Here is a 12,963-nt window from a genome sequence, read left to right as displayed (position 1 = left end):
AAATTTATAATAAAACAATAAAATCAATATATGTACGCATCAGCACTAATATCTTACTCCGTCCCACCGCTCAAACTCAATGATACTGGCGTTAAAGCGTTGTTATGGATGAATGATTTTCATGTAAGGCATTTACCTGTTGTAGAAGATGGAAAACTATTAGGAATTTTATCTGAAGATGAAGTCCTTAATTTTGTCGATGCAGAAACAACAATCAGAGAAAGCCGACCTGTTTTATTACCTAAATTTGTTCCCGCACAAAAACACCTATATGACATCATGAAACTGGTCGTTAATTTTAATCTAACGGTCATACCTGTTTTAAATAACGAGGGAGATTATATGGGGCTTATTACCATCGAAGATCTGTTAAAAAAACTGGCAGATACAGGTTCAATAACACATCCTGGAGGCGTTTTGGTTTTAGAAATGGCACCTAGAGATTATTCTTTGTCTGAAATATCTAGATTAATAGAGTTAGAAAACGCAACTATCTTAAGCAGTTTTATTTCTTCTCCCTATGGAACTAATGCATTGGAATTAACATTAAAAATAAATAAAGAAGATCTAAAACATATTGTGGCAACTTTGGAACGATTTGGTTATGATGTAAAATCTTCTTTTTATGAATCAGAATTTATTGATACACTCAATGATCGTTATGAAGGTTTAATGCGTTACTTAGACGTTTAACGAAAAAAAATTAACAAATTGAACCAAAAGTCATCCTAGCAGTTTTGTCCTAGGATGACTTTTGATTTATAAGCTTGTAAATTTTACCACTAATCTATAGTATGGAACCAGATAATAAGGGCATTCTGTTTTGTCTCTATTGTTTATAAGGCTTTTTTATCTTTGTAGATGTGGAAGTCGAAACAGTTATCCCACTAAATTAATTACAGATATCGGACTAAAATCAATGAACAAACTAGTAATAATTGTTTTTTTTATATGGATAAGCTCCAGTTGCGAAACACCTCAAGCTTTAAATAATGCTTCTAATGAAGATGAGAATCAACCTCAAGAAGGAACAAAAGAAGCTGGCAAAACTTTTATAGCAGGAAAACGCCCTAAGAATGTTATTTTTTTAATAGGAGATGGAATGGGCTTAACTCAAATAACTGCAGGCAGTATTGCCAAAAAAACACCTCTAATTCTAGAAAAGTTTCGACAAATAGGACTAGTCAAAACGTACTCAACCAAACTAATAACAGATAGTGCAGCAGGAGCTACCGCTATGGCCACTGGTTCCAAAACATACAATGGAGCTATATCAATGAATATTCATCAAAAGAAACTCAAAACAATTTTAGAATATGCAGAAGAAAAAAACTGGTTGACAGGTATCGTCACAACTGCCACGGTTACACATGCAACACCTGCCTGTTTTTATGGGCATCAACCGACAAGAAGCCGTGTCAATCAGAAATTAGCTGCTGAGTTTATGACTAAAGATATTGAAGTGCTGATGGGAGGAGGTTGGAATTACTTTAAGGATGGCTTAGATGGTCGAGATCTAATCGCAGAAGCACAAGAGAAAGGCTATTTTGTTACTGACAATATCGAACAAGTAGGAGATTATAGACCAGAAAAAATGATTTGCTTGATTTCTGCTAAGTTGCCTCCCAAAATAGAAGAGCGTGGAGATTTTCTGCCGTTAGCGGCTAAAAAAGCAATTGATATTTTGAGCTATCCCAAATCAAATTTCTTTTTAATGATAGAAGGAGCTCAGATAGATTGGGGAGGGCACAAGAATGAATCAGATTATATCGTAGAAGAAATGCTAGACTTTGATAGAACCATTCAGCAAGCATTTGATTTTGCTAAAAAAGATGGTAATACCTTGGTCATTGTAACAGCCGATCATGAGACAGGAGGATATAGTATTAATGGAGGTAGCAAAAAAGAAGGGAAAGTGGAAGGAAAATTTACTTCTGATTACCATACAGCGACAATGGTACCTATCTTTGCGTATGGTCCAGGAGCAGAATCTTTTACAGGAATAATGGATAATACAGAAATATTTTTTAAATTAAAATATTTAATGAACTTAAGCGAATCTTCCTCAAACTAGAATTAGTATTGAGTTGATTATTAAAGATTTATTGCTTAGGGACTTTGAGGGGAATTAGTATGGTAAAAAAATGAAGTTAGATTTTTTGTAAAAAAAAACAGAAAATCCGTTTTAAATTGTGCTTATAGGTTTATAATATTATTACTTTTGTCCTTCTTATAAAAAGAACTATCTAAAGAATTTTCTAAATATTTTGCGTTACTAAAGCAAACAATGGAATTGAATAACTATATAGAATACACCCTCCTAAAACCTGATACCACTAAATTAGACATAAAGGAACTTTGTAGAGAGGCATTAGAACATAATTTTTCGGCGGTTTGTATCCCCCCATTTTATGTACCAATAGCAGCAAAGTTATTAGAGGACTCAAATACTAAAGTCATTACTACTATAGGTTACCCCATGGGCTATCATGCAATTCCCGTAAAAGTAGAGGAAGCTAAACGTGCGATAGACGAAGGGGTAGATGAGATCGAAATGATGGTTAATATTGCTGCTGTTAAAGATGGTAATTGGTCACATGTTAAGAATGATATTTCAAGTGTAACAACGGCAGCACACCTAAAAGGAAAAAAAATAAAAGTTATTTTAGAAACTAGCTTATTGACAATTGAAGAAATAAAACAATTGTGTGCTATTTGTTGTGATGTAGAAGTTGATTGTATCAAAAATGCTACAGGTGTAAATGGCGGACATTCGACAATTGAAATGATTAATTTGCTAAAAACAGAATCTAAAGGAATCAAGATTGTTGTAGCAGGAGGTGTGCATACAAAAGCTTTTGCATTAGAATTAATCGAAGCAGGAGTCGATAAGCTGGGAACACCTGAAGGAGTACAGCTTCTTCATTCAATAAAGTAGAAGTTATGAGATGGATAATCGCAATAACAATGATACTATGGAGTAGTTTTTCTTTTGCCCAAGACCAAGAAGGTATTGTAAGGGTTGTCGAAGAAAATTCTATACGTCAAATTTTAGATCATCGGAAAGCTTTAAATTTTACCAAAGATAGAACGGTAAAAGTATGGAGTGTACAATTGTACTTGGGGCGAGATAAATATTTAGCGACTCAACAAGTTTCAGAAGCCAGAAAAAAAACAAGAAACATTACGTCCAAAGTGGATTGGTTTTATGAGGCACCCTATTACCGTATTTATGCTGGTGGATTTTATACCAAACTAGAAGCAGTAGCTTTATTGAATGAATTATTAGGAATGTATCCTGATGCTATTGTTTTTAAAAATACAGAAGCGAAACCAACAGATATGGAGTAAATACATAGTATCTTCTGTAATTTAGAAAAAAGAAAAAAAAACTTTTATTGACAATTGCTTAATAATGATGCACTTGCTGCTTTTTGAAGTTAATTAATTGTTTTTTTTATTTTAAAAAATTAGGAAAATAGAAAAACCCGCTTTATATTTGCAACCGCTTCGAAAGAGAAGTATAGCAAAAACAAAACGACAAAAAATAGCTACTAAAAAATATTTTTTAAAAAAGTTTAAGAAAAATTTGGTGGTTTAAAAATAAAGTCGGACATTTGCAACCGCTTAACGAAAGAGCGGGTAAAAAAGTTTCGAAAGAAACAGAAAAAGATATTTGAAACGACAGGATAATTAGGTAAGAAACTAGAGAAATCTAGAAGAAATTTTCAACTTGAGAAAGTTGAAGAGCAAGCGTGAAATCAAGAAGAGGAAGATGTGAAAAAGAGAGAGATGCTTGTTTTGTTACAATGTAATAGAATAAGTGATCCGTCAAAAAAACAAAAACTAGAAATAGTATGGAGAGTTTGATCCTGGCTCAGGATGAACGCTAGCGGCAGGCTTAATACATGCAAGTCGAACGGTAACAGCAACTTCGGTTGGCTGACGAGTGGCGCACGGGTGAGTAACGCGTACAAAACCTACCTTTTACTGGGGGAAAGTCGCTGGAAACGGCGAATAATCCCGCATACGACTATTAATACACATGTATAAATAGTGAAAGGCTTCGGTCGGTAAAAGATGGTTGTGCGTCCCATTAGCTAGATGGTAAGGTAACGGCTTACCATGGCGACGATGGGTAGGGGGCGTGAGAGCGTGATCCCCCACACGGGTACTGAGACACGGACCCGACTCCTACGGGAGGCAGCAGTAAGGAATATTGGTCAATGGAGGGAACTCTGAACCAGCCATGCCGCGTGTGTGATGAATGCCCTTTGGGTTGTAAAGCACTTTTATCTGGGAAGAATGACAGGGATTAATCCTTGGAGAGACGGTACCAGAAGAATAAGCACCGGCTAACTCCGTGCCAGCAGCCGCGGTAATACGGAGGGTGCAAGCGTTATCCGGAATCACTGGGTTTAAAGGGTACGTAGGCGGTTTTATAAGTCAGACGTCAAAGGCTGTAGCTAAACTATGGTACGCGTTTGAAACTGTAAGACTTGAATATGTTCGAGGTGCATGGAATGCTTCATGTAGCGGTGAAATGCATAGATATGAAGTAGAACACCAATTGCGAAGGCAGTGCACTAGGGCATTATTGACGCTGAGGTACGAAAGCGTGGGTAGCGAACAGGATTAGATACCCTGGTAGTCCACGCCCTAAACGATGCTAACTGGTCATTTATCGGAATAGATAAGTGACTGAGGGAAACCATTAAGTTAGCCACCTGGGGAGTACGTTCGCAAGAATGAAACTCAAAGGAATTGACGGGGGTCCGCACAAGCGGTGGAGCATGTGGTTTAATTCGATGATACGCGAGGAACCTTACCTGGGCTCGAACGCTACTAGACCGATCCTGAAAGGGGTCTTCTCTTCGGAGCTGGTAGTGAGGTGCTGCATGGTTGTCGTCAGCTCGTGCCGTGAGGTGTTGGGTTAAGTCCCGCAACGAGCGCAACCCCTATCCTTAGTTGCCAACATGTAATGGTGGGGACTCTAGGGAGACTGCCTCCGTAAGGAGTGAGGAAGGAAGGGACGACGTCAAATCATCATGGCCTTTATGCCCAGGGCTACACACGTGCTACAATGGTAGGTACAGAGGGGAGCGAGACTGTGAAGTTAAGCGAATCTCAGAAAGCCTATCCCAGTTCGGATTGAAGTCTGCAACTCGACTTCATGAAGTTGGAATCGCTAGTAATCGCGCATCAGCCATGGCGCGGTGAATACGTTCCCGGACCTTGTACACACCGCCCGTCAAGCCATGGGAGTCGGGGGTGCCTGAAGATGGTGACCTAACAAGGAGCTATCTAGGGTAAAACTGGTAACTAGGGCTAAGTCGTAACAAGGTAGCCGTACCGGAAGGTGCGGCTGGAATACCTCCTTTAAAGAGCACATAAAGAATCTTTGTTAGAAAGATTTTAAGCTTGAATCTAATTATCCTGTTTTGTTTCAATTCTATATAAAGTATTGAAAGGACAATACAAAAAATTATCTAAGATGTATAGAGGCATCCACCAAGTTCAAGTCTTGGACTAGATACTAAGAAAAAGTTAATTGACATACTGGAGAATAAACAAAAGCAAAATAGATAAAGATTATCTCCGTGTTAATGAGAATTAGCACGAAAAGAATAAACGAATTAGATTTATAGGAATATAGATCGAAAGCGTTCATTATGTAAGAAAGCGAACAAAGAGCGTATGGGGGATGCCTAGGCTCTCAGAGAAGACGAAGGACGTGATAAGCTGCGAAAAGCTACGATGAGTCGCAAATAGACGTTAAGAATCGTAGATGTCCGAATGGGGCAACCCAGCTGACTGAAGGTCAGTTACTCGAAAGAGGTAGAACGCAGGGAACTGAAACATCTAAGTACCTGTAGGAGGAGAAAATAAGAAAATGATTCCGTAAGTAGTGGCGAGCGAACGCGGAAAAGCCCAAACCATATAGAGCAATTTATATGGGGTAGAAGGACTGAATAATCTATTACAAAGGAAGAGGAATTGTCTGGGAAGGCAAACCAAAGAGGGTGAGAGTCCCGTATTCGTAAAATTTGTAAAGAGTCAGGATCCTGAGTAGCACGAAACCAGAGGAATTTTGTGTGAATTTGCCGGTACCATCCGGTAAGGCTAAATACTCCTGAGAGACCGATAGCGAACAAGTACCGTGAGGGAAAGGTGAAAAGAACTGCTAGGAGCAGAGTGAAAAGAACCTGAAACCATACGCTTACAAGCGGTCGGAGCGAAAGTGACGGCGTGCCTTTTGCATAATGAGCCTACGAGTTACACTTCACTAGCAAGGTTAAGGTATAGAGTACCGAATCCGTAGGGAAACCGAGTCTGAATAGGGCGAATAAGTTAGTGGAGGTAGACGCGAAACCAGGTGATCTACCCATGAGCAGGTTGAAGTTGTGGTAACACACAATGGAGGACCGCACCAATATACGTTGAAAAGTGTTTGGATGACTTGTGGGTAGGGGTGAAAGGCCAATCAAACCTGGAGATAGCTCGTACTCCCCGAAATGCATTTAGGTGCAGCGTTGGAGTTAATTTGTGATGGAGGTAGAGCTACCGATAGGGCTAGGGGGAGTCAAATCCTACCAACCCCTGACGAACTCCGAATGCCATTACAAAGAACCAGCAGTGAGGCTATGGGTGCTAAGGTCCATAGCCAAGAGGGAAACAACCCAGACCACCAGCTAAGGTCCCCAAGTATATATTAAGTTGAAAGAACGAGGTGGAGTTGCTATGACAGCTAGGATGTTGGCTTGGAAGCAGCCATTCATTTAAAGAGTGCGTAACAGCTCACTAGTCGAGTGACTCTGCGCGGAAAATACTCGGGCATCAAATATATCACCGAAGCTGTGGATCGTAAGATGGTAGGGGAGCATTCTAAGGTCAGCGAAGATGTGCTGTGAGGCATGTTGGAGAGCTTAGAAAAGAAAATGTAGGCATGAGTAACGATAAAATAGGTGAAAGTCCTATTCACCGAAAGACCAAGGATTCCAATTCTATGCAAGACAGAGTTGGGTTAGTCGGGACCTAAGGCAAAGCCGAGAGGCGGCGTCGATGGCGAACTGGTTAATATTCCAGTACTTGCTGTAATTGTGAAGCAGGGACGGAGCAGGCGGTTGGCTGCGAGCTGATGGAATAGCTCGTTGAAGAGTGGACGTAGGATGTGTAGTGAAGTACGCACATCACAGGAAACTCGATAGTACTAGAAACTCTATGGAGTGGATAGATAATGCCATTAGTCATACTTCCAAGAAAAGCTGCTAAACTATAGATTACAGGAACCCGTACCGTAAACCGACACAGGTGGTCGAGGAGAGTATCCTAAGGTGCACGAGAGAATCATGGCTAAGGAACTAGGCAAAATGGGCGCGTAACTTCGGGAGAAGCGTCGCTCGGTGTAAAAACTGAGCCGCAGTGAAGAGGCCCAGGCGACTGTTTAGCAAAAACACAGGACTCTGCGAAGCTGAAAGGCAAAGTATAGGGTCTGACACCTGCCCGGTGCCGGAAGGTTAAGGAAGGGGGTTAGCTTCGGCGAAGCTCTTAACTGAAGCCCCGGTAAACGGCGGCCGTAACTATAACGGTCCTAAGGTAGCGAAATTCCTTGTCGGGTAAGTTCCGACCTGCACGAATGGTGTAACGATCTGGGCACTGTCTCAGCCATGAGCTCGGTGAAATTGAAGTATCGGTGAAGATGCCGATTACCCGCAACGGGACGAAAAGACCCCGTGAACCTTTACTATAGCTTAACGTTGTCTTTGAGTAGTTGATGTGTAGGATAGGTGGGAGACTATGAAGCTGGTACGCTAGTGCTGGTGGAGTCGTTGTTGAAATACCACCCTTCAATTGCTTAGAGACTAACCCCTGTGTGGGGACATCGTTAGGTGGGTAGTTTGACTGGGGTGGTCGCCTCCTAAAAAGTAACGGAGGCTCCCAAAGGTTCCCTCAGCATGGTTGGTAATCATGCAAAGAGCGTATAAGTACAAGGGAGCTTGACTGCGAGACAAACAAGTCGAACAGGTACGAAAGTAGGGTTAAGTGATCCGGTGTTTCTGAATGGAAGGGACATCGCTCAAAGGATAAAAGGTACTCCGGGGATAACAGGCTGATCTCCCCCAAGAGCTCACATCGACGGGGAGGTTTGGCACCTCGATGTCGGCTCGTCACATCCTGGGGCTGGAGAAGGTCCCAAGGGTTGGGCTGTTCGCCCATTAAAGTGGCACGCGAGCTGGGTTCAGAACGTCGCAAGACAGTTCGGTCTCTATCTGTTGTGGGCGTAGGAATATTGAGAAGCTTTGACTCTAGTACGAGAGGACCGAGTTGAACGAACCACTAGTGTATCTGTTGTACAGCCGTGTGCATTGCAGAGTAGCTATGTTCGGAATGGATAAGCGCTGAAAGCATCTAAGCGCGAAGCCAACTTCAAGATGAGTATTCCATGAAGGGACGTTAAAGATGATGACGTAGATAGGTTGCAGGTGGAAGCGCAGTGATGTGTTAGGGAGCCGAGCAATACTAATGACCCGAAAGCTTTCTATTTTTTAAAATAGAAGAATCTATAGCTAAATTGCTTTAGTTTATCTCCACTGTATGTTAATAAATCGACAATAGAAATTGTTGATTAACAAGAAAAAGAAGTTCAGAACAAGAACAGAAGAAACGTCTAGAAATGGACAAAGAATAGTAGGCGGCAATAGCGAAGGGGAGACACCTTTCACCATTCCGAACAAAGAAGTAAAGTCCTTCAGCGCCGATGGTACTGCCTTATGGTGGGAGAGTAGGTCACCGCCTTCTTTTTTTTTCTTAAAAAATCTGTTGAAAAGTTAGGAACAATATGCCAAAAGCGGCGATAAGATCTATAAGATTTTATCGCCGCTTTTTTTTGTATACATATGAGCTATTTTATTTTTTTGTAACAAATTAATGCTTTTTTTGTTACAAGATATAATTCAGTTGAGAAATAAAAGATACATTTGTAACAAATTTTTGCTATATTTGTTACAAATGATCATGAATGGAAAGCGTAGAAAAAATAATAAAAAGTAAAATTTCTTTACTTGAGAGAGGAACATTATTGTTTCCTAATGATTTTAATAAACTTGGATCTTCGGAAGCAGTAAGAATTGCTCTACATCGACTTAATAAAAGTGGTTTTATTAAGAGAGTGGCTCAAGGTATCTATGTTCGACCTAAAACTAGTAAGTATGTAGGAGAGGTACTACCCTCTGCGGAAGAAGTGGTAGAGGCAATTGCAAAAAGGGATAAAATTAGGATTGTTCCAACAGGAACTTATGCCTTGCATATGTTAGGATTAAGTTCCCAAATACCAACCAAATTGGTCTTTCTTACAGATGGTTCTTCACGAGAAATCAAGGTAGGAAATCGAACAATTAAATTTAAAAAGGCGTCACCCAAAAACTTATTGGCCAAAGGAGAAATTAGTAGTCAAGTAATTCAAGCTCTTCGTGCAATAGGGAAGGAAGCACTAACAAAAAATGAAATTGAAAAAATAAAAATATTATTACAAAAAGAAGATCCAAAAGATTTAGAGCATGACATTGAATTAGCACCAGAATGGATTAAAAAAATAATGAAAATAAATCGTATTCAATTTGATAGTTTAGAAGAAGAGGAGCGTAGAGCTATTTATGAAAAAATTGCTGAAGAAACAGGGATGACTTCTTATGCAGTGGAAAAAGATTGGTGGGTTGTTCAAACTTTATCAATTATCTTTAGTATGGATATAGGCAAGTCTATTGTTTTCAAAGGAGGAACATCCTTGAGTAAAGCTTGGAATTTAATTGCTCGTTTTTCTGAAGATATAGATTTTGCAATAGATCGAAAGTTTTTTGATTTTGAAGGCGAATTATCAAAGAGCCAAATAACTAAGCTAAGAAAAAAGGCGAGTGTTTATATTACAGAAGTTTTTTATCCAGCATTAGAAATTAAATTTCGGGAAAAGGGATTTAGAAATATTGAATTTAAGCTCGTTGAAACAAAAGATAGTGATCAAGATCCACGCATTATTGAAATATATTACCCAAGTATTACGCAGACCTCGATTTATATCAAGCCTAGAGTTCAAGTAGAAATTGGTTGCCGATCATTAAGGGAGCCCTTTAATATGGAATCAATCTCATCTTTAGTTGATGAGTACTATCCAGATGCTGAATTTAATCAAGCTCCCGTAATGGTTCCAACAGTAAACCCTTCTAGGACTTTTTTAGAAAAGTTGTTTTTATTACATGAAGAGTTTCAGAGACCAGTAGAAAAAATTAGAACAGATCGATTGAGTAGACATTTATACGATGTATATCAACTATCTTCTACAGAGTACGCAGAGGAAGCAATAAAAAATAAGGAATTATATGAAGTAATTGTAAGGCATAGATATAAATTTTCAAGAGTTGGTGGTGTTAATTATAATCTTCATCAACCTCAATTGATTAATCCAATACCTCCAATACACTTAGAGGAGGCATGGAAAAAAGATTATAGGTCTATGCAAGAAGAAATGATTTATGGACAATCACCTTCCTTTGAGGAAATGTTACAACAAATAAAATTATTTTTAGAAAAAATGAAGGCTTTAGATTGGACAATGGATTTGGAGTTTCCTTTTAAAAAACATTAAATTTAGTAGATTTTATATTGTAGATACTTTTTATTTTTATAAAATCAACATCTTTTTCTACTAAAGCAGTTGGCTAGGGAAATAAGTAAAACTAAAAAAAAAGATATTTATCACTTTTTATTAAGTTTTTTCTAAAAAAAAATAAAAAGCTATAAAGTTGTAATAGAATGTTTTGTAAAAAATAGCAAAAAAAAGAATGAAAAAAGGTTGTAGAAAAAAGGTAAAAAATTTGGAGAAAGGGAAAAACGTCGTACCTTTGCAACCGCTTCGAAAGAGAGGTGTTTAAAAGTAAATAAAGGGTCAGACAAAGAACAACAAATATTTTTAGAAAAAGTTCCAAAAATATTTGCAGATTCAAAAATAAAGTCAGACATTTGCAACCGCTTCAAAAGAGAAGTATAGCAGAAATAAAACGACAAAAAATAACTACTAAAAAATATTTTTTAAAAAAGTTTAAGAAAAATTTGGTAGTTTAAAAATAAAGTCAGACATTTGCAACCGCTTAACGAAAGAGCGGGTAAAAAAGTTTCGAAAGAAACAGAAAAAGATATTTGAAACGACAGGATAATTAGGTAAGAAACTAGAGAAATCTAGAAGAAATTTTCAGCTTGAGAAAGTTGAAGAGCAAGCGTAAAATCAAGAAGAGGAAGATGTGAAAAAGAGAGAGATGCTTGTTTTGTTACAAAGTAATAGAATAAGTAATCCGTCAAAAACAAAAACTAGAAATAGTATGGAGAGTTTGATCCTGGCTCAGGATGAACGCTAGCGGCAGGCTTAATACATGCAAGTCGAACGGTAACAGCAACTTCGGTTGGCTGACGAGTGGCGCACGGGTGAGTAACGCGTACAAAACCTACCTTTTACTGGGGGAAAGTCGCTGGAAACGGCGAATAATCCCGCATACGACTATTAATACACATGTATAAATAGTGAAAGGCTTCGGTCGGTAAAAGATGGTTGTGCGTCCCATTAGCTAGATGGTAAGGTAACGGCTTACCATGGCGACGATGGGTAGGGGGCGTGAGAGCGTGATCCCCCACACGGGTACTGAGACACGGACCCGACTCCTACGGGAGGCAGCAGTAAGGAATATTGGTCAATGGAGGGAACTCTGAACCAGCCATGCCGCGTGTGTGATGAATGCCCTTTGGGTTGTAAAGCACTTTTATCTGGGAAGAATGACAGGGATTAATCCTTGGAGAGACGGTACCAGAAGAATAAGCACCGGCTAACTCCGTGCCAGCAGCCGCGGTAATACGGAGGGTGCAAGCGTTATCCGGAATCACTGGGTTTAAAGGGTACGTAGGCGGTTTTATAAGTCAGACGTCAAAGGCTGTAGCTAAACTATGGTACGCGTTTGAAACTGTAAGACTTGAATATGTTCGAGGTGCATGGAATGCTTCATGTAGCGGTGAAATGCATAGATATGAAGTAGAACACCAATTGCGAAGGCAGTGCACTAGGGCATTATTGACGCTGAGGTACGAAAGCGTGGGTAGCGAACAGGATTAGATACCCTGGTAGTCCACGCCCTAAACGATGCTAACTGGTCATTTATCGGAATAGATAAGTGACTGAGGGAAACCATTAAGTTAGCCACCTGGGGAGTACGTTCGCAAGAATGAAACTCAAAGGAATTGACGGGGGTCCGCACAAGCGGTGGAGCATGTGGTTTAATTCGATGATACGCGAGGAACCTTACCTGGGCTCGAACGCTACTAGACCGATCCTGAAAGGGGTCTTCTCTTCGGAGCTGGTAGTGAGGTGCTGCATGGTTGTCGTCAGCTCGTGCCGTGAGGTGTTGGGTTAAGTCCCGCAACGAGCGCAACCCCTATCCTTAGTTGCCAACATGTAATGGTGGGGACTCTAGGGAGACTGCCTCCGTAAGGAGTGAGGAAGGAAGGGACGACGTCAAATCATCATGGCCTTTATGCCCAGGGCTACACACGTGCTACAATGGTAGGTACAGAGGGGAGCGAGACTGTGAAGTTAAGCGAATCTCAGAAAGCCTATCCCAGTTCGGATTGAAGTCTGCAACTCGACTTCATGAAGTTGGAATCGCTAGTAATCGCGCATCAGCCATGGCGCGGTGAATACGTTCCCGGACCTTGTACACACCGCCCGTCAAGCCATGGGAGTCGGGGGTGCCTGAAGATGGTGACCTAACAAGGAGCTATCTAGGGTAAAACTGGTAACTAGGGCTAAGTCGTAACAAGGTAGCCGTACCGGAAGGTGCGGCTGGAATACCTCCTTTAAAGAGCACATAAAGAATCTTTGTTAGAAAGATTTTAAGCTTGAATCTAATTATCCTGTTTTGTTTCAAT

Annotated in this window: 5 protein-coding genes and 4 rRNA genes; all 9 read left to right on the top strand. The window is 40.0% G+C overall.

Annotated features, from left to right (window positions below):
* Positions 1–30: 30 nt before the first annotated feature.
* A complete protein-coding gene (locus QP953_RS00210) occupies positions 31–693 on the top strand; it encodes a CBS domain-containing protein (protein WP_052600256.1) in 663 nt (220 codons plus the stop codon).
* Between the two features lie 226 nt (positions 694–919).
* Entirely contained in the window at positions 920–2,074 is a 1,155-nt protein-coding gene (locus QP953_RS00205; protein ID WP_309553621.1) for an alkaline phosphatase, read from the top strand.
* A gap of 213 nt (positions 2,075–2,287) precedes the next feature.
* Positions 2,288–2,938 carry a deoxyribose-phosphate aldolase gene (deoC, locus tag QP953_RS00200; protein ID WP_052600257.1) on the top strand — a complete coding sequence of 217 codons (651 nt, stop codon included), beginning with the start codon at positions 2,288–2,290 and terminating at the stop codon, positions 2,936–2,938.
* A gap of 5 nt (positions 2,939–2,943) precedes the next feature.
* On the top strand, positions 2,944–3,351 hold the full coding sequence (locus QP953_RS00195) for an SPOR domain-containing protein (protein WP_156039958.1): 408 nt from the start codon (positions 2,944–2,946) through the stop codon (positions 3,349–3,351).
* Positions 3,352–3,854: 503 nt separating this feature from the next.
* A 16S ribosomal RNA gene (locus QP953_RS00190) occupies positions 3,855–5,381 on the top strand.
* Positions 5,382–5,676: 295 nt separating this feature from the next.
* A 23S ribosomal RNA gene (locus QP953_RS00185) occupies positions 5,677–8,544 on the top strand.
* A gap of 144 nt (positions 8,545–8,688) precedes the next feature.
* Positions 8,689–8,799: ribosomal RNA gene (rrf, locus tag QP953_RS00180) — 5S ribosomal RNA — on the top strand.
* The 16S, 23S and 5S rRNA genes sit together here, the layout of an rRNA operon.
* A 220-nt stretch (positions 8,800–9,019) precedes the next feature.
* The gene (locus tag QP953_RS00175) at positions 9,020–10,639 is read left to right on the top strand and encodes a DUF6088 family protein (protein ID WP_309553620.1); all 1,620 of its coding nucleotides are present in this window, start codon (positions 9,020–9,022) and stop codon (positions 10,637–10,639) included.
* A 727-nt stretch (positions 10,640–11,366) separates the two neighbouring features.
* A 16S ribosomal RNA gene (locus tag QP953_RS00170) occupies positions 11,367–12,893 on the top strand.
* Positions 12,894–12,963: the final 70 nt, after the last annotated feature.

The organism is Aureispira sp. CCB-E (assembly GCF_031326345.1).
Lineage (GTDB): Bacteria > Bacteroidota > Bacteroidia > Chitinophagales > Saprospiraceae > Aureispira.
Note: the sequence above shows the minus strand (reverse complement) of the source record. Positions and strands in the feature narration are given on the sequence as shown.

Bases quoted from the DNA above. Each gene is read 5' to 3' on its own strand.
- QP953_RS00205 (WP_309553621.1), top strand. From the start codon at position 920: ATGAACAAACTAGTAATAATTGTTTTTTTTATATGGATAAGCTCCAGT.
- QP953_RS00195 (WP_156039958.1), top strand. From the start codon at position 2,944: ATGAGATGGATAATCGCAATAACAATGATACTATGGAGTAGTTTTTCT.
- QP953_RS00210 (WP_052600256.1), top strand. From the start codon at position 31: ATGTACGCATCAGCACTAATATCTTACTCCGTCCCACCGCTCAAACTC.
- QP953_RS00175 (WP_309553620.1), top strand. From the start codon at position 9,020: ATGGAAAGCGTAGAAAAAATAATAAAAAGTAAAATTTCTTTACTTGAG.
- deoC (WP_052600257.1), top strand. From the start codon at position 2,288: ATGGAATTGAATAACTATATAGAATACACCCTCCTAAAACCTGATACC.